Origin of the sequence: Pseudomonas indica NBRC 103045, from assembly GCF_002091635.1 — a bacterium.
In the GTDB taxonomy this organism is placed as follows: Bacteria; Pseudomonadota; Gammaproteobacteria; order Pseudomonadales; family Pseudomonadaceae; genus Pseudomonas_M; species Pseudomonas_M indica.
Window position 1 is genome coordinate 219553 of record NZ_BDAC01000006.1, and the last position, 17912, is coordinate 237464.

Sequence of the window (17912 nt, forward strand, 5' to 3'; positions counted from 1 at the left end):
AGGTCATCCATGGCTCAATACGTCTACACCATGCATCGGGTCAGCAAGGTCGTGCCCCCGAAGCGTGAAATCCTCAAGGACATTTCCCTCTCCTTCTTCCCCGGCGCCAAGATCGGCGTGCTCGGCCTGAACGGCGCGGGCAAGTCCACCCTGCTGCGCATCATGGCCGGCGTCGACACCGAGATCGACGGCGAAGCCCGGGCGATGCCCGGCATCAAGGTCGGCTACCTGCCGCAGGAGCCGCAGCTCGATCCGAGCAAGACGGTGCGCGACATCGTCGAAGAGGCGGTGGGCGAGATCAAGCAGGCCCAGGCCCGCCTGGACGAGGTCTACGCGGCCTACGCCGAGCCGGACGCCGACTTCGACGCCCTGGCCGCCGAGCAGGCCAAGCTGGAAGCCATCCTCCAGGCCGCTGACGGCCATAACCTGGAACGTCAGTTGGAAGTCGCCGCCGACGCCCTGCGCCTGCCGCCGTGGGAAGCGAAGATCGAACACCTCTCCGGTGGCGAGAAGCGCCGCGTGGCGCTGTGCCGCCTGCTGCTGTCGGCACCGGACATGCTCCTGCTGGACGAACCGACCAACCACTTGGACGCCGACTCGGTCGCCTGGCTGGAACACTTCCTCCACGACTTCCCCGGCACCGTGGTGGCGATCACCCACGACCGCTACTTCCTCGACAACGTCGCCGGCTGGATTCTCGAACTCGACCGTGGCCACGGCATTCCCTACGAGGGCAATTACTCCGGCTGGCTGGAATCCAAGTCCGCCCGCCTGGCCCAGGAAGCCAAGCAGGAAGCCTCCCACGCCAAGGCCATGAAGGCCGAACTGGAGTGGGTGCGCCAGGGTGCCAAGGGTCGCCAGGCCAAGTCCAAGGCCCGCCTGCAGCGCTTCGAGGAACTGCAATCGCAGGAATTCCAGAAGCGCAGCGAGACCAACGAAATCTACATTCCGGCTGGTCCGCGCCTGGGCGACAAGGTGATCGAGTTCCACAACGTCACCAAGGGCTACGGCGATCGCGTGCTGATCGACAACCTCAGCTTCAGCGTGCCGAAGGGCGCCATCATCGGCGTGATCGGCGGCAACGGCGCGGGTAAGTCGACCCTGTTCCGCATGATCACCGGCAAGGAGCAGCCGGACTCCGGCACCATCGAGATTGGCGAGACCGTGCAGGTCGCCAGCGTCGACCAGAGCCGCGACAGCCTGGACGGCAACAAGACCGTGTGGGAGCAGATTTCCGACGGCTTCGACATGATCAAGGTGGGCAACTACGAGGTGCCGTCGCGTGGCTACGTCGGCCGCTTCAACTTCAAGGGAGCCGACCAGCAGAAGTTCGTCAAGGACCTCTCCGGCGGTGAACGTGGCCGCCTGCACCTGGCCCTGACCCTGAAGCAGGGCGCCAACGTGCTGCTGCTCGACGAACCGTCCAACGACCTCGACGTGGAAACCCTGCGCGCGCTGGAAGAAGCGCTGCTGGACTTCCCCGGTTCGGCCATCGTGATCTCCCACGACCGCTGGTTCCTCGACCGTATCGCCACCCACATCCTCTCCTACGAGGACGACTCCAAGGTGTACTTCTTCGAAGGCAACTACACCGAGTTCGAGGCGGACCGGAAGAAGCGCCTGGGCGACGCCGCCGCGCAACCGCACCGGGTGCGCTACAAGAAGCTGGCGTAACCGCCGCTCCGAACAGCCCCTTTCCCTGGCGGGAAAGGGGCGTGTCTATCCGTGACTCACTTCGTTTCCAGGCGCCCTTTGTAGAAGCCCAGCAGGGTTTCCGCGGTGTCGCCGATCATCAGCTTGGCCACCGGTATCGCGTACCAATTGAATTTGGTGCTGGTACGGAAGCTGACTTCGATATCCAGCCGGGTGCCGCCTTTCTCCGGGGTGAGCCGGTAGGTCGTGTCCAGCAGGTCGAAATACTGGCCGCCGATCACCACGTGATCGTCCATGGTTCCGGGCGGGAAGGAGTCCGGGTGGAACGCGTAGCGCCAGGCGATCTGCCGTCCGGGCTGCCAGTCGGTGATGACTTCGTCGAAATACACGCCGCGCGCCCAGGTCGAACGGCGGATGCCACCTATCCGCTCATCCAGGGTTCGGGCCTGCACCGGGACGGGAACACCGATGCGATAGGCCAGGCCGCTTCGTACTTCTTCCGGGCGGATGTCGCTGGGGTTGAGCAGCAGTTTCCAGACCGCATCAGGCGATGCGTCGATATGCACGCTGCGCTCGATACGGTCGAGGCCATTGCCGCCGGGAATCAACCCTTCGCCCAGCACCAGCAGCAGCGGTAGCAGGGTCAGCCCTTGCACGGAGCGCAGCGGGCGATTGAGCTGGCGGCACAGCAGGCCCGTCACCAGACCGCCAACCGAGCCGATCATGACGAACAGCGGCAGGGCCATGGCGATGCAGATCAGCCCCTCGATCAGCGTCAGGCCGGCACCGGCGACGCACAGGGTCACCGACAGCCAGGGGGCGAAGAAGTAATACAGCCAGCCGCGACGGCTTTGTCGCTCCGCCAGGTAGACGGTGACGGCCCCCACGGCTAACGGCATGCCATAGACGAAGGCGCCGGCCATCGCCTCAGGCATCGGGCCGAGGCCGGAAAACAGCAGTCGTAGCAGCAAGCCATAGGCTCCGCCAACCAGGAACGGCAGCCAGGCGGAAAAGGGCAGGTTTTTTTCGCGTCGGATATCCATATGCACGCTCGGGGCAGGGAGGCCGCGAGCATAGCGGCTGGAGGGCTCGGACGCAGCGTTCAGCCCGCCGGCGGGAGATATCTTTCTGAGCGCCGCTTCACAAAATCGCCTTTCCGTGGCGAGCGCTGAAAGGGCGCCCTTATTCGGGCGCCTGGGCCGTCTGCTGCCGGATCAACAGGTCGCGCTGCTGCCGATAGTTCCTGGCCGCCGCCGGTACCGGAGTGCTCACGCCGGTTTCCAGCCAGCGGCGCAGGCGGTTGGCGTCGGCCACGTGGGTGTACTTGCCGAAGGCATCGAGCAGGACCATGGCCACCTGCCGGTTGGCCATGGTCGTGATCATCACCAGACAGCGTCCCGCCTCGTTGTGGAAGCCGGTCTTGCTCAGCTGGACATCCCAAGTGCCGTTCCTGACCAGCGGATTGGTATTGGAGAAACCGAGGCTGTAGCGGGGGTGGCTGAACGTGACCTGCTGCTGGCGCGTGGTGCTCATTTGCAGGATCAGCGGGTACTGGCGGGCCGCCTTCAGCAGTAGCAGCAGGTCGCGTGCGGTGGATACGTTCCCGCTGTCCAGCCCGGAGGGTTCGACGAAATGGCTGCTGGCCATGCCCAGGGCCTTGGCCTTGGCGTTCATTGCCGTGACGAAAGCGGCGGTGCCGCCCGGGTAGTGATGGGCCAGGGTTGCGGCGGCGCGGTTTTCCGAGGCCATCAGGGTCAGTTGCAGCAACTCGCGGCGGCTCAACTGACTGTTGACCCGTACCCGCGAGAACACACTGCGCAACGCCGCCGCTTCGTGGTTGGAAACGCTGAGCTGTTCGTCCAGCGGCTGCTTGCCATCCAGCGTCACCACGGCGGTCATCAGCTTGGTGATCGAGGCGATCGGCATCACCAGGTCGGGGTTCTGCGCGAAGCGAATCTCATTGCTTTGCAGATCGACCACCAGGGCGCTGCCGGAGGCCAGTTCGAGGGCTTTGGGTTTTTTTACCGGGTCCGCTGCCTGGGCATGCAACGAAAGGGCTAAGCCTGCGCATAAGGCCAGCAGGCGGGAAGCCGAACGAAAGTTTTTCACAGCGATGTCTGTCTTGGATGAGTTGTGGCGTAGTTAACAGTATAAGAGGGCTGGATGGTGTGAGGCGCAGTTCTTTCGATGGCCGGACACGTCATCCGGTATGGCCGAACGGTCTACCTCCGCCCGGTAAGCGCGTGGGCGAAGGCGTTGCGTTCGTGCTCCTCCCACGCTTCGTCGCGTTCGCTCCGCTGTTCCAGATAGGTGCGCCGTTCGGCCGCTTCGGCTTCCGTCTGGCATTGGCGGAAGGCATCGCCCCAGCCTTCCGCGTAGAGCGGGTCACGCAGGTAGCGCGGCACGTCCTTGCGGAAGCGGCCGATGCCCTCCACGGCCTGCTTGCCGCTGCCGCAACCGTCCTGGAAGCCGTCGGCATAGGCGAGCGGATAGCCCTGGGCGAGCAGGTAGTCATGGTAAGACTGGCATCCGCCCAGCAGGGCGAGAAGGGCGATCAGGGGGAAAAGCGGGCGTGGCATGCGGCATCGTCCGGAAGACGGGATGCCGCGTACTCTAGATCAGCGAGTGTGAGAAATTCGTCAAGCGGTGCTACCGATCGTCACCCGCAGCCGGGTATCGCTCAATGGCTCCACGCGGATATCCGTTTGCAGGAACTGGCGGATGACCTGGATGTTGCTCTCCAGATGCGCGCTGCTTCGATGCGTGGTGAAACTGCCGCCACCGGCGAGCGCCATGGGCAGCAGCAACTGGTCGGCCAGATGCTCGCCCACCGCGGCTTCGCTGAGCAGCCAGGCGCGGGCTTCGTCGATGGCCTGGTCGGCCACCCGCTCGGCACGAACGCCGGTCTGGGCGATAGCGCTGAACAGCTCGCAGACATCGGTGCAGGCGATCTTCAGCAGCAGGATATTGCCCGGTCCGGCGCTCGCCACCGCGCGCTGGTGCAACTGCTCCTGCGGCCAGCGCAGTCGGCGCGCTACCCGTTGCAGCTCACGCTCGGCGATATGGCCGGGCAGGTTGCCGATCAGGGCGAGGGCGCGCTGCTCCAGTACTTCGCCGCGTGCTGCGAGATGGAGCGGCGTCAACCGGGCGGGTGCCACCTCGCACTCGATCTCACCGCCACCCGCTGGTGCGAAGCCATGGCGCAGCAGGCGGAAGTCCACCTGGGCACCCATCTGGCGCAGCAGCGGCAGCCAGCTGCGCTCGATGAAATCCGCCGGTGGCGCGGCCGGGTTATGGGTGCCGCCGACGATCCGCACCCGGCTGCTCGCCGGCCCGTGCAGCAGCGCCGGGAACAGCGTCTGCAACACCAGGGTGGCGCTGCCGGCGCTACCGATATTGAAGCGATAGTCGCCTGCCCGGATTTCGCCGGGCTGGAAGTCCAGCGTCTGCGAACCGAGCTGGGCACCGTCCACCTCCGCTCCACACACCTCCGTCGCTGCCAGCACGGCGGTGAGATGCTGGCGCAGCAGGCCGGGCCGGCTGCGACCGGAGCGGATGTTGCGGATGCGGAACGGCCGCCCGCTGACCATCGACAAGCTCAGGGCGCTGCGCAGGATCTGGCCGCCGCCGATGGACCCGTCGATTTCCAGGTAGTCGCCCGTCATGGTTGTTCTCCCGCATGGGCCAGTACGGTTTCCCGCAGGAAGCGGTCGAGCAGGGCGACGTCCTGATCCGGACGCGCCGGTGCCGAGTCCTGTCCCGCTCGGGCCAGTTGTTTCTCGATGAAGGCATGCAGCGCCTGGCGCCGAGGGCCATAGGCGGTTTCGGCGGCCTGGCGCTTGAGTGCGAGCGACTCGTCGATTTCCGCCAGCAGCACCGGATCGTCCAGGGTCGCCAGCAGCGCGTGGAAAGCCATCGGCGGCCGGCCGCGTCCCTGATCGATCCAGTGCACGGCCAACAACGGACGCAGCACATAGAGGTACTTCTTGTAGCGCACCTCCTCGCCTTGCAGATAGCCGCGAAAGTTCTTCTTCGCCATCGACAGGTAATGCTGCCGGGTAGCCCGCGGGCAGTAGAAGGTTTCGGCCAGTCTGCGCAGTTCGGCGGTCGTCCGTTCTTCACTGCGGTAGACCAGCGGCGAGTCCAGCCACTCCAGTAGCGTCGGGTTGGACTTGCGCAACAGCCGCAGGGCCTTGCGCAGCTCCCAGCCGCTCACGTCCAACTCGTCGCTGAGCGGGCGCTCGATCACGTCGTGCGGCTCATCGACACGCAGATACCACTCGGGCCGCGCCACATAGACGAAGCGCACGTCGTAGTCGCTGTCCGGCGAAGCGAAGCCCCAGGCGCGGCTGCCGGACTCGCAGGCGTAGAGCACGCTGACGTCGCATTCGCGTTCCAGGCGCGCCAGTTCTTCCAGCACCCGCTCTCGCATCGGGGCGGGTAGCGGATGCCGTTCTTCCTTATTCATTTCATCGTCCAATCCAAATCGTTTGTTCTTGATGCATCTGGTGTCTTCCATCAGTCGGTCGTACTGGCGACCACGACGCTCAGGGTTCTGTGCTGTGGATTCCAGATGGTCAGGCACCAAACGCCCCACCACTCCAGGCCTGCATCGAAATAGTCGCTCCAGGGTTCGCTTGATGCGGCATCGAGGGCCTTGCTTATCCCGTCGGCGGACAGGTTCGAAGTCCAGTCGATGACTTCCGGTTGCTCGCCATCCACAAGCCCGAGCAGGTCCAGCCATTCATGGAACAAGGCCTGGGCTTCGGCCTCCCCGCCCGCGAACCGCGTGTCGTAGGGCGGTTTGCGAAAGGCGCGATAGAACGACTGCCCGGTCCGTCTCAGGCCAGCAACTTCATCATCAGCCAGTCGGCGCGCAAGGGCGCGCTCCGGGTGCCAGTCGATGCTCGGGGCCGGCTGGTTGGCGTAGGCAGGGTTCGCCACAAGTTGTCGGTGCCAGGCGTGCAATTCGGCCATCAACTGTTCGTGCATGGCCCACAGAGCCTGGCGGTGCAGAGTCTCGTCCACTGTCGCGTCGCCCTCGAGGGCGAGTACGACGAACTGGAATGCACAACCGCCTGTATCCATCCGTTCGCGCAGCGCTTCGCTGTGTGCTTGTTTCGTAACGACCAGCATAGGTCTCTCCTTACTTCAGTCGTTCGGTGCAACCGGTGGGCAGGGCGCCGCTCATTTCCAATTCCTTTACACGGGCAAGCAGGGCATCGCGCTGGGGTTTCGGTGTCATCGGATCAACGATCAGATACTGCCCCAGGCACCAGTCGCCCAAACGCGCCAGCGTGCTTGCATGGTCTTGCGGGGAAGCGGCATCCAGACGGCGCAACAGGTAGGCGAGTTGCTGCCAGCCCGGTCTCAGGCGGACCAGGGCGTCCCGGCGATCGCTGTCCAAGGTTTCGACCAGCCTTTCGTCCAGCGATGTTTGCACTTCCTCCCATGATTGTTTTCGCAGCAGTTCCGTTGCTCGCAGAAAGACTTTTTTCGGGCCGTCGTTCAGTGCTGTGACCAGCATTGGGATGTTATCCGCCTGCCACTCGAGCGAAGCCAGACGTACGGCTACCGGACCGGCGTTTCGAGCTGCAGTTAGCCAGATTTCATCCAGCGTTTCTTTCAGGTCATGCGCCAGGCCGAGTACGCCGAGCCAGGCTCGCTTGGTCTGTGGTGGCGCCAGTCGCAGACGTTCACGTAGCACTGAGCGGGGATCCAGGTTCCAGCGCGGCGCCGCCCAGAGCGCCAGAGCGCGCACGGCCGCGGATGCATCCAGCAGAGCCTTTTGCAGATAGGGGTGCGGCTCGGTGGAATGTCCCAGTAGGGCGCGCAAGGCCATGACACGTACACTGGCGCCGGGTGTCTCCAGCGCTCGGAGCAGGAGTGGCACGGCTTGCTCGGCCGACAGTTCGTCACAGGCCTGAACGGCCATCCGTCGTACGCTCATGTCAGCGTGGGACACGGCACGTCGAAGCAATTGCGGGCGGTTTTCGAGATCTTCCACTAGCAATTCGAACAAGAAGCGTGCTTCCGAGCCACGCGAGTCACGCCAGGCGTTCTCCAGGGTGACGCGTACCTCCGGCGCTAGCAGCGCGGCACGGGCTGCCGCCAGGGTCGGGGCGTGATCGGTACGCTGACGCTTGGCCAAGGCCATCAAGGATTTCAAGGAGTACAGCAGCGCTTCCACCTGCGTCGGCACCAGATATGGCCGTACGCCTTCAATGGCCAACTCACGAACCTGTGGAACCCAATCATTGAGGCGTTCCAACAATGCAGCCAGGGCCTGCGGCGAAGGGCTTTCGAGCAGCCTGCGCACGGCCGCTTCACGTATGAAACCGTTGCCATAGGTGCTCAAGGCGGCCCAGTCGCCATTGTTTTCATTGGCCTCCAGAACCGCCACGGCCTCACGCTGGCGATAGTCCTGCCAGTAGTTGCCCGTGGCGGGGCGGCTTTTCAGCCGCTCCAGCCAGTTCTTTGGATTCGTCATCTGCCTATCCCTTCACACACACCACTTGCCGCAGGGTATGCACCACTTCCACCAGTTCGCGCTGGGCTTCCATCACCGCGTCGATGTTCTTGTAGGCCATCGGGATTTCGTCGATCACGTCCTTGTCCTTGCGGCATTCGACGTGGGCGGTGGCGCGGATCTGGTCTTCCACGGTGAACTGCTTCTTCGCCTTGGTCCGGCTCATGGTGCGGCCGGCGCCGTGGCTGCAGGAGCAGAACGCCTCCTCGTTGCCGAGGCCGCGCACGATGTAGCTCTTGGCACCCATGGAGCCGGGAATGATGCCCAGCTCGCCCTTCTGCGCCGACACCGCGCCCTTGCGGGTGACCAGGACCTCCTGGCCGAAGTGGCGTTCCTTCTGCACGTAGTTGTGGTGGCAGTTCACCGCTTCCAGGTTGGCCTCGAACGGCTTGCCGATGACCTTGCGCGCCGCGTCGATCACCGCGTGCATCATCACCGCGCGGTTCTGCTTGGCGAAGTCCTGGGCCCAGCCGACCGCTTCCACGTAGTCGTCGAAGTGCTTGCTGCCTTCTTCGAAGTAGGCGAGGTCGCGGTCCGGCAGGTTGGCGATGTGCTGGCGCATGTCGGCCTGGGCCAGTTCGATGAAGGTGTTGCCGATGGCGTTACCCACACCGCGGGAGCCGCTGTGCAGCATGAACCAGACGCGTTGTGCCTCGTCCAGGCAGACCTCGATGAAGTGGTTGCCGGTGCCCAAGGTTCCCAGGTGGTTACGGTTGTTGGTCTTCTCCAGCTTCGGGTACTTGTCGGTGATCGCCTTGAAGCGGCCCGCCAGGGCCTTCCAGGCGTGATCGGCCTGGTCCGGCACGTCGGACCAGGCGCCTTGGTCGCGCTTGCCGAAGGTCTTGCCGTGGGGCACGGCTTTCTCAATGGCGCTGCGCAGGGCATGCAGGTTGTCCGGTAGGTCGGCGGCCACCAGCGAGGTGCGGGCGGCGATCATGCCGCAACCGATGTCCACGCCGACGGCGGCCGGAATGATGGCGCCGACGGTGGGGATCACGCTGCCAATGGTCGAGCCCTTGCCCAGGTGTACGTCCGGCATGACCGCCAGGTGCTTGAAGATGAACGGCATCTTCGCGGTGTTGGTCAGTTGCTGCTTGGCGTCCTCTTCCACCGGCACACCCTGGGTCCAAAGCTTGATCGGCTTGCCGTTGGCGACTTCCAGCAGTTGGTAGCTGTGTTCTTTCATGTTCATGTCCTTCTTTGCGCGGGCTGGATCGACCAGCCCGTCGGATGTTCGTGTGGGTGAATGGCGTCGCCCCTTACAGCCTTTGATCAGCGCGGTGCAATATTCACCAGACCGTTCAGCACCTGGTCCAGGCCGCCGAAAACGGAAATCCGGTCGATCCGCTCGGCCACCCGCTCGAGGGTTTCCAGCTCCTTCAGGCGCAGTGCCGTCGGGTTTTCTTCCATCACCTTGGTGGTGTTCAGCAGCGAGCGGGTCGCCGAGGTTTCCTCGCGCCGACGGATCACGTTGGCCTGGGCCGCTTTCTCGGCTTCCACCACCTGGGCCAGCAGGGCCTTCATCTCGCCGGGCAGGATGATGTCACGCACGCCGAGGCCGCTGACTTCCAGGCCGGTATCCGCCAGTTTTCGGGCAAGGTGAGCGCTCACGGTCTCGTCGATGATCTGTTTGTTCTCCAGCAATTCGTCGAGCGTCCGGGTACCCACCGCTGCACGCAGACCGAACTGCAGCTCGCGATACAGGTGTTCCTGCGGCTTCGCCAGACGCGCATGAGCCAGCAGCACATCGCTGTAGCGCCAGTTGGCGGCCAAGTTCAGGCGCAGGCTGACCTTGTCGCGGGTGAGGATTTCCTGGCCGCTGACTTCCAGTGCTTGGAGCCGCGTATCCACCAATTCCACACCGATCTGCCGGTTGAAGCGCCAGAAGCCGTACTGACCGGACGGAAGCAGCTCGGCCACGTCGCCGTTGACCTTGAGTACGCCGACCTGGAACGCCGGCACCTGAACCAGCAGTACTGCGTCGAAGCCCGCCAGGCCCTGGCTGCGCAGACCGGGTTGGGTCAGCACAGCGACCAGCGCCGCATCCAACCGGTAGCCGTGGCGCAGGTCGATGCGCTCCAGGCGTTGGTCGGCCTGGCCTTTCCAGTACAGACGACGGGCACCCGGCGCAAGAATCTCCACCAGCACATCGTCTTCGTAACGCAGGCCGGCTTCATGCTCGCCCAGGTCCATGCGCTCGAAGTGGCGCTCGACCAGGGCATGTTCGTTCTTGCGCAGGTAGCCGGCGATGCGGTGCTCGAATAGCGGGGCGTTGAGGCTGCAGGTCTCCACCGTCAGCCGGTTGAACGGGTCGAAGCGCAGGTACAGGCCGGGCTCCAGGACGGACTGGAAATCGCCCTCGGAAAACAGCAGGCCGCGTTCGTCCTTCTTCACTACAAAGCGCTTCAGCATTTTCATTCTTCTTCTCCTTTCAGTGCCGGCGTTCGCCGATCCGCCGGGCAGCCGTCGCGGCACGTCGGGGCGGCCCGCATCGCGATCATCCTGATCCGGCGCCGCGTCCTGCGGCTGCGATGCGTGTCCTGCCCGTCGCGCGGCTTCGGTGCCGGGCGGATCGGCGCTGGCATCGGGTCCTTCCCTTTGCCACGCCAGCGGGTATTGCTCATGTGTGAACTGCCTTGGAAGGGCAGGTATTCGAGCGGGACTCGAACCCGCGACAGGCCCTCTGCGAGGGCTGCTCTACCCGACTGAGCTATCGAATGGCCTGGGCTGGACTCGAACCTGCGACGGTCGCTTAGGGCGACTGCTCTACCGACTGAGCTACCAGGCATCGACCGATCGTTGCTGCGGCGGCATACGCGGCGCCAACACCGGAATGGGCCCGCGCACCGGCGGGAGGAACTCCCGGCCCGTCGGCCTGCATGGCGATGCGGTCGGAAGGGATATAGCGAGGGGCGTGCCAGGATCGCTCTGCCGCTTCGCTTTTTTCTTATCTATTTGAAATTAAAGAAGTATTTATTGATAAGGCGAGGTTTACGTAATCCGTCTGTATCGAGGGTGGCAATAAAACACTATATTTTTGTATCACTGTTTATCTAAAGATATCGATATGGTGGAAAGGAAAACCGTGGCCATCGGCTTTCTCGGAACGACCCTCGACCGGGTGGGCAAGGGCGCGGAGCGCTGGAACAAATGGCGCCCCACGGTCGGCTTGTGCCAGCAGCCCGACCTGCTGGTCCATCGTCTGGAATTGATTCACTGCGAGGATGCCCGCGACCGGGGGCTGGCCGAGCGCATCCGCGACGACATCGCCCAGGTGTCGCCGGAAACCGACGTGCGTCTGCATGCGATGCAACTGCGCGACCCCTGGGATTTCGAGGAGGTCTACGGTGCCCTGCACGACTTCACCTCGGGCTACGCCTTCGATACCGAGTATGAGGATTACCTGGTGCATATCACCACCGGGACCCATGTGGCGCAGATTTGCTGGTTCCTGCTCACCGAGGCGCGTTATCTGCCGGCACGGCTGATCCAGACGTCACCGGCCCGGCGCCTGGATACCGAGCGGAAGGCTAGTGGCATCCATACCCTGATCGATCTCGACTTGTCGCGCTACGACCGCATCGCCTCGCGCTTCCGTCGCGAGCGCCAGGAGACGCTGGCCTTTCTCAAGTCCGGTATCGCCACGCGCAACGCGGCGTTCAACCGTTCCGTCGAGCAGATCGAGCGGGTCGCCATCCGCTCCCGGGCGCCCATGCTGCTGGTGGGACCCACGGGGGCGGGCAAGTCGTTCCTGGCACGGCGAATCTACGAGCTGAAGCGTGCACGGCATCAGATCCAGGGACGCTTCGTCGAAGTGAACTGCGCGACCTTGCGCGGCGACGGCGCCATGTCCGCGTTGTTCGGTCATGTCAAAGGCGCTTTCACCGGAGCGCAGAATGCGCGCGATGGCCTGTTGCGGGCGGCCGACGGCGGCATGCTGTTTCTCGACGAGATCGGCGAACTGGGCCTGGACGAGCAGGCCATGCTGCTCAAGGCCATCGAGGAGCGCCGCTTCTTCCCGCTGGGCAGCGATCGTGAGATGGAAAGCGACTTCCTCCTGATCGCCGGCACACACCGCGACCTGCGCGGTCGGGTGACGGAAGGGCTGTTCCGCGAGGACCTGTTCGCCCGTATCAATCTATGGACCTTCGAGCTGCCCGGTCTCGCCGGGCGGCGCGAGGACATCGAGCCGAACATCGATTTCGAGCTGGAGCGCCATGCCCGCGAGCTGGGTCGGCAGGTGCGTTTCAACGTCGAGGCGCGGCGGCGCTATCTGGCGTTCGCCACTTCGAGCGAGGCGCGCTGGGCCGGAAATTTCCGCGAGTTATCAGCCTCCGTCACGCGGATGGCGACGTTGGCCGACAGCGGCCGGATCGACGAAACACTGGTGGAGGAGGAGCTGCAGCGGTTGCGACGCGCCTGGCAAAGCGATGGGCCCGACGTGACCCCGCTGCGTACGTTGCTGGACGACGAGGTAATGGTTGGGCTGGACCTCTTCGACCGGCTGCAACTGGAATCCGTGATCGGCGTTTGCCGCGAGGCGCGCAGCCTGTCGGATGCCGGGCGGCGACTGTTCGCCGTGTCGCGCCAAGGCAAGGCCAATCCCAACGACGCTGATCGGTTGCGCAAGTACCTGGCGCGGTTCGGGCTGGAGTGGAGCGCCGTGGTTTCGCATCCTGACGGCTGAGTTAGTAGTGATACCAGCGCAGTTGCAGCATCAGTTCGTTTTCCGGGGGCGTCAGGCTGCTGAACTGGCGTTCGGCGCTCAGCCGCAAGCCCAGGCGGGGGGAGACCTCCCATTGTTGGGTCAGGCCGAGACTGCGACGGACTTCGCCGTTGTGGAAGTAGTCGCCCTTGGCTTCCAGAGTCAGGTTGCCGACGGGGTTGCGCCAGAGCACGCCGGTATCGAAGCCGAGGGCCGGGGCGATGGCGGCGGCGAAGTCCGGGTTGTGCTCGATGCGCGCGGTGGCGAGGGCAAAGCCGAGCAGGTCTTCATTCAACTTCCAGGTGCCACCTGCACCTCCATTGAAGTGGCCGACCAGTCGCTCGTCGCCGTCTTCGCCGGGCACGCGTTCGAGTCCGCCGGCGACCTGCCAGGACCAGGGCTGGAGCAGGTGATTGCGTGGCGTCAGCGAGCGGATGGTGGCGAGGTCCAGGCGCTGTAGCTGCCAGTGATTGCCTTCGTACTGGCGCAGCTTGAGCTGGAGAATCTCGATCTGCGCGCCCAGGGGAAAGCCGTGCAGGTTGTCGTTGAGGTCGTGATAGGCCATGCGCAGGCCGTACTCGGCGAAGGCCCGCTCGTCGCGGCTGCCGAGGCCGAGCTGCCAGGTCCGCGATCGATGACCTTGTTCGGGCAGGCCGGGGCGCTCGATATCCAGCGTTGGCGGTGGGTTGCGGTTGATGCCCTGCAACAGGCGGAAACTGCGCGTGGCAGTGGCGCGGTTGCGCTCTTCGCCGGTCGCCCGGTAGCGCACCAGGCGGAAAGCGGCGTCCTGGGCCAGGGCGCGACGCGCCTGCGGCAAGGCCAGGAACGCGGGGTCGTCCAGCAGCGATTCGTCGTCGGCGAGGCGCAGGACCCAGCCTTGCTCGTCGCGCTCGAGCGGCTCGGCGCGCGCCAGCAGTTCGCGTTCGCGCGAGGGGCGGTAGTCGATCCGCTCGACCAACCCGGCGTCCACCACGGCCCGGACGGTGTCGGTGGGAATGGCGGTCAGGGGAAAGTCGTCGGTCAGTTCGACGCCGGGGCGGGCGACCTCCAGCAGTTCCAGCAGGCGGTAGGAACAGTTCTCGTCGAAGAAGTAGTAATCGAAGCGGACCTGCTTGAGTTCCCAGACGTGCTCCACCATGCGTCCGGTCTCCTCGGGCGTCAGGTTCAGGCGATATTCCCAGAGGTCGCGGTTTTCCAGGCGGCTGTATTCGCCTAGCTTGTCGCGGTAGGGAACCAGGGCGAACAGGCCGGGATAGCCACCCATCAGGCCTTTCCAGGCGTAGAGCAGGCTGTTGTCCATGCCCTCGATATAGGCGCCGAAGTTCAGCGCGTAGCTGAGCAGGGCGGTGCCATGGCTGTCGACGTCGGCCTGGTCGATGCGCAGCAGGGTGTGGCCGAACATCGACGACGGGCTGTTCAGGTAGGCAGCGGGGAACACCAGCACGGCACTGTGCGGGTTCACGTCTTGGTACCAGGCGCGGTACTCCGGGCATGCCACTTCAGGCAGGTCAGCCAGTCGCAGCTGTTCGCGCAGCCAGCGGGTGCGGGCCGGATAGATGCACTGCGCGTGTTTGTCGCCGAGGTTGGCGGGGGCATACAGTGCCTTGACGGTGGCACGCAGTTCGGCGGCGGGGTCGCTGTTGCCCTCGGCGGCGAGGAAGAAATCGGTGTCGTCCACATAACTGCGCCAGCCGCCCAGCTTGCCACGTTCGTAATGGCCGAGGGCAAGCCAATAGGGCGCTTCGGCGAGTGTGTCGAGACGGTCGCCGGAGGGCAGGGAAGCGGCATGCAGCGGAGGGCAGAGACTCAGTGCGAGGTACGGCAAAATCCGTTTCAAGGTCACTCTTCTTCCTCTCTTGGTCCGGTCGAGCTTTGGATAGGTCAGCGGGGCTGTCAAGCGAGTGGCAGATGGCCTGCGTCCACCTTGATGTGGATCAGTGCCCATTGTGGCGGAGGCGACACACTGGTTTCCGAAGCGCCCGGCCGACCGGGCCATCGTTCCCAGGAGCCCTGACATGACCTCGTTCGACCCTCGATCCGCCTTGGATAGCCTGGCTGCCGAGTATGCGGCCCGCGCCGCGGCGATCCGCCGCGACCTGGCGCGCAGCCATTCGCCCGATTTCGCCGAGCAGGCGACGCAGCGAGAGAACGACGAGGTGCTGGAGGCCCTGTTGGCGGAAGCCGAGGCCGGTTTGCGTCAGGTCGGCCTGGCCAGGCTGCGCCTTGCCGAAGGTCGCTACGGATACTGCCTGCGTTGCGGCGAACCCATCGACGAGCGGCGGCTGGCGGCTCTTCCGACGGCTGAATTCTGCTTGCAATGCGCGGATCGGGCCGGCTGAGTGAACGCCTTGCCAGGAGCGCACGGGCAGCGCCAGAATGCAGGCAACACCCCCGCGGCTGTTGCCGCCCGATTCAAGGATGTCCGATGCCCGATCCTTTCGCTGCCGGCTTGCGCCTGGCACCCGACGCCCTGACCCGCCCCTTCGATCCCTCCCAGTTCGCCTTCACCACCACCGATGATCTGGAGCCCTTCCGTGGCGTGCTCGGCCAGGAACGCGCGGTCGAGGCGCTGCAGTTCGGCGTGGCGATGCCGCGCCCCGGCTACAACGTGTTCGTCATGGGCGAGCCGGGAACCGGCCGCTTTTCGTTCGTCCAGCGCTACCTGAAGGCGGAAGCCAAGCGCCTGGAGACCCCGGTCGACTGGGTCTATGTGAACAATTTCGACGAGCCCCGGGAGCCCAAGGTACTGGAGCTTCCGGCCGGTACCGCGAGCGATTTCATCGCCGACGTCAACCAGTTGATCGACAACCTGCTGTCCACCTTCCCGGCGGTGTTCGAGCACCCTACCTACCAGCAGCGCAAGAATGCCATCGATCGCGCCTTCAACCAGCGCTACGACCGCGCTTTGGACGTGATCGAACGGTTGTCGTTGGAGAAGGGCATCGCTCTTTACCGCGACAGCGCGAATATCGCTTTCACCCCGATGAAGGACGGCAAGGCGCTGGACGAGGCCGAGTTCGCCCAGTTGCCGGAGGCCGAACGCGAACGCTTCCACGTCGATATCGCGGCGTTGGAAGAGCGCTTGAACGAAGAGCTGGCCAGCCTGCCGCAGTGGAAGCGCGAGTCGAGCAATCAGTTGCGCCAGCTCAACGAGGAGACCATCACCCTGGCGCTTCAGCCGTTGCTGGCGCCGCTGTCGGAAAAATATGCCGAGTGCGCCGGAGTCTGCGCCTATCTCCAGGCCATGCAGGTGAATTTGCTGAAAACGGTGGTCGACCAGTTGCTGGACGATAAGCCGGATGCCCAGCGCCGCGAGATGCTGGAGGACCAGTACAGCCCGAGCCTGATCGTCGGTCACCACGCCAGCGGTGGGGCTCCGGTAGTGTTCGAATCGCACCCGACCTACGACAATCTGTTCGGCCGTATCGAATACAGCACCGACCAGGGCGCGCTCTACACCAGTTACCGGCAATTACGTCCGGGGGCGCTGCACCGTGCCAACGGCGGCTATCTGGTGCTGGAAGCGGAGAAACTCTTCGGCGAGCCGTTCGTCTGGGATGCCCTCAAGCGTGCCCTGCATTCGCGGCAGTTGAAAATGGAATCGCCGCTGGCCGAACTGGGACGCCTGGCGACGGTGACCCTCACGCCGCAGGTGATTCCGTTGCAGATCAAAGTGATCATCATCGGCTCGCGCCAGCTCTATTACACGCTGCAGGACCTCGATCCGGACTTCCAGGAGATGTTCCGCGTCCTCGTGGACTTCGATGAGGAGATTCCGCTGGCGGAAGACAGCCTGGAGCAGTTCGCCCAGCTGTTGACGACGCGCACCTCGGAGGAGGGGATGGCACCGTTGACGTCCGCCGCCGTTGCCCGGCTGGCGACTTACAGCGCGCGTCTGGCCGAGCACCAGGGGCGCTTGTCGGCGCGCATCGGCGATCTCTTCCAACTGGTCAGCGAAGCCGATTTCGTCCGTCAACTGGCCAGCGACACGGTGACCGACGTCGGCCATATCGAGCGTGCGCTCAAGGCCAAGGCCACCCGGACGGGACGTGTGTCGGCGCGGATTCTCGACGACATGCTGGCAGGCATCATCCTGATCGACACCGAAGGCGCCGCCATCGGCAAATGCAACGGCCTGACCGTGCTGGAGGTGGGTGATTCGGCGTTCGGCGTGCCGGCGCGGATTTCCGCCACTGTCTATCCGGGCGGTAGCGGCATCGTCGACATCGAACGCGAGGTCAACCTCGGCCAGCCGATCCACTCGAAAGGGGTGATGATCCTGACCGGCTACCTCGGTAGCCGCTACGCCCAGGAGTTTCCCCTGGAGATTTCCGCCAGCATCGCCCTGGAGCAGTCCTACGGTTACGTCGATGGCGACAGTGCCTCGCTGGGTGAAGTCTGCACGCTGATTTCCGCGCTGTCGCGCACACCGCTCAAGCAGTGCTTCGCCATCACCGGCTCGATCAACCAGTTCGGCGAGGTGCAGGCAGTCGGTGGGGTCAACGAGAAGATCGAGGGCTTCTTCCGTCTCTGTGAGGCACGAGGATTGACCGGCGAGCAGGGGGTGATCATCCCTTATGCCAACGTCACCAACCTGATGCTCGACGATCGCGTATTGCAGGCGGTGCGCGAAGGGCGCTTCCACGTCTACGCGGTGCGCCAGGTCGATGAGGCGCTCGGGCTGCTGGTGGGCGAAGCGGCCGGTACGCCGGATGAGAAGGGGCAGTTTCCCGAGGGCAGCGTGAATGCCCGGGTGGTGCAGCGCCTGCGTGAAATCGCCGAGATGGGCATGGAAGAGGAAGACAAGGGGCCGGCCAAGGCCATCGCCGAGGAAATCAACACGGCGGTGGCAGCGAAGAAGCCCGCCCGCAAAGGTCCGGCCAAGGAACCGGGCACGCCCAAGCCGAAGGGTTCCGGGGCGGCATGAGCCATGGGGCGCGATGCCGCTGCCGGCTGGTCAGCCAGTGAGCAGCGGCAAGGCAGCCACGCTGGACGGCGCGCGCGGCGATCTACCCCCGCGCCGTC

At 64.7% G+C, this 17912-nt stretch carries 15 protein-coding genes; 4 read left to right on the forward strand and 11 right to left on the reverse strand.

Translation table 11 applies throughout. The annotated features are described in order from the left end of the window. Positions 1–9 precede the first annotated feature (9 nt). Entirely contained in the window at positions 10–1674 is a 1665-nt protein-coding gene (gene ettA, locus PIN01S_RS10075; RefSeq protein ID WP_084335517.1) for an energy-dependent translational throttle protein EttA, read from the forward strand. A gap of 56 nt (positions 1675–1730) precedes the next feature. Here the strand turns inward: ettA and PIN01S_RS10080 are convergent, their stop codons facing one another. The 10 genes from PIN01S_RS10080 to PIN01S_RS26305 form a co-directional block, all read right to left on the reverse strand. Next, positions 1731–2696 (reverse strand): SRPBCC family protein, encoded by a 966-nt coding sequence (locus PIN01S_RS10080; RefSeq protein ID WP_090257194.1) that lies wholly within the window; start codon positions 2694–2696, stop codon positions 1731–1733. Between the two features lie 139 nt (positions 2697–2835). Further along, positions 2836–3762 carry a D-alanyl-D-alanine endopeptidase gene (gene pbpG, locus PIN01S_RS10085; protein ID WP_084335519.1) on the reverse strand — a complete coding sequence of 309 codons (927 nt, stop codon included), beginning with the start codon at positions 3760–3762 and terminating at the stop codon, positions 2836–2838. Between the two features lie 113 nt (positions 3763–3875). Next, a complete protein-coding gene (locus tag PIN01S_RS10090; RefSeq protein WP_084335520.1) occupies positions 3876–4232 on the reverse strand; it encodes a hypothetical protein in 357 nt (118 codons plus the stop codon). A gap of 60 nt (positions 4233–4292) precedes the next feature. Further along, on the reverse strand, positions 4293–5318 hold the full coding sequence (gene rtcA / locus PIN01S_RS10095; protein WP_084335521.1) for an RNA 3'-terminal phosphate cyclase: 1026 nt from the start codon (positions 5316–5318) through the stop codon (positions 4293–4295). After that, on the reverse strand, positions 5315–6121 hold the full coding sequence (locus PIN01S_RS10100; RefSeq protein ID WP_084335562.1) for a nucleotidyltransferase domain-containing protein: 807 nt from the start codon (positions 6119–6121) through the stop codon (positions 5315–5317). The genes rtcA and PIN01S_RS10100 overlap by 4 nt, the downstream gene beginning before the upstream one ends. A gap of 50 nt (positions 6122–6171) precedes the next feature. Continuing rightward, the gene (locus PIN01S_RS10105) at positions 6172–6789 is read right to left on the reverse strand and encodes a hypothetical protein (RefSeq protein ID WP_084335522.1); all 618 of its coding nucleotides are present in this window, start codon (positions 6787–6789) and stop codon (positions 6172–6174) included. Between the two features lie 10 nt (positions 6790–6799). Continuing rightward, on the reverse strand, positions 6800–8143 hold the full coding sequence (locus tag PIN01S_RS10110; protein ID WP_084335523.1) for a HEAT repeat domain-containing protein: 1344 nt from the start codon (positions 8141–8143) through the stop codon (positions 6800–6802). A 4-nt stretch (positions 8144–8147) separates the two neighbouring features. Next, entirely contained in the window at positions 8148–9368 is a 1221-nt protein-coding gene (locus tag PIN01S_RS10115) for an RtcB family protein (protein ID WP_084335524.1), read from the reverse strand. Positions 9369–9454: 86 nt separating this feature from the next. Continuing rightward, positions 9455–10600 carry a slipin family protein gene (locus PIN01S_RS10120; protein ID WP_084335525.1) on the reverse strand — a complete coding sequence of 382 codons (1146 nt, stop codon included), beginning with the start codon at positions 10598–10600 and terminating at the stop codon, positions 9455–9457. Continuing rightward, positions 10597–10806: a hypothetical protein gene (locus PIN01S_RS26305; RefSeq protein ID WP_139198559.1), complete on the reverse strand. Its 210-nt coding sequence runs from the start codon at positions 10804–10806 to the stop codon at positions 10597–10599. Before PIN01S_RS26305 ends, PIN01S_RS10120 begins: the two co-directional genes overlap by 4 nt. Positions 10807–11249: 443 nt before the next feature. Here PIN01S_RS26305 and rtcR point away from each other — a divergent pair, with 443 nt between their 5' ends. Continuing rightward, positions 11250–12869 (forward strand): RNA repair transcriptional activator RtcR, encoded by a 1620-nt coding sequence (rtcR, locus tag PIN01S_RS10130; RefSeq protein ID WP_084335526.1) that lies wholly within the window; start codon positions 11250–11252, stop codon positions 12867–12869. Between the two features lies 1 nt (position 12870). Here the strand turns inward: rtcR and PIN01S_RS10135 are convergent, their stop codons facing one another. Beyond that, on the reverse strand, positions 12871–14724 hold the full coding sequence (locus tag PIN01S_RS10135; RefSeq protein WP_084335563.1) for an Lnb N-terminal periplasmic domain-containing protein: 1854 nt from the start codon (positions 14722–14724) through the stop codon (positions 12871–12873). A 178-nt stretch (positions 14725–14902) separates the two neighbouring features. On the opposite strand from PIN01S_RS10135, the gene PIN01S_RS10140 reads away from it, so the two are divergent. Together PIN01S_RS10140 and PIN01S_RS10145 are read left to right on the forward strand one after the other, a co-directional pair. Then, the gene (locus tag PIN01S_RS10140) at positions 14903–15226 is read left to right on the forward strand and encodes a TraR/DksA family transcriptional regulator (protein WP_084335527.1); all 324 of its coding nucleotides are present in this window, start codon (positions 14903–14905) and stop codon (positions 15224–15226) included. Positions 15227–15312: 86 nt separating this feature from the next. Next, a complete protein-coding gene (locus PIN01S_RS10145; protein ID WP_084335528.1) occupies positions 15313–17814 on the forward strand; it encodes a Lon protease family protein in 2502 nt (833 codons plus the stop codon). Positions 17815–17912: the final 98 nt, after the last annotated feature.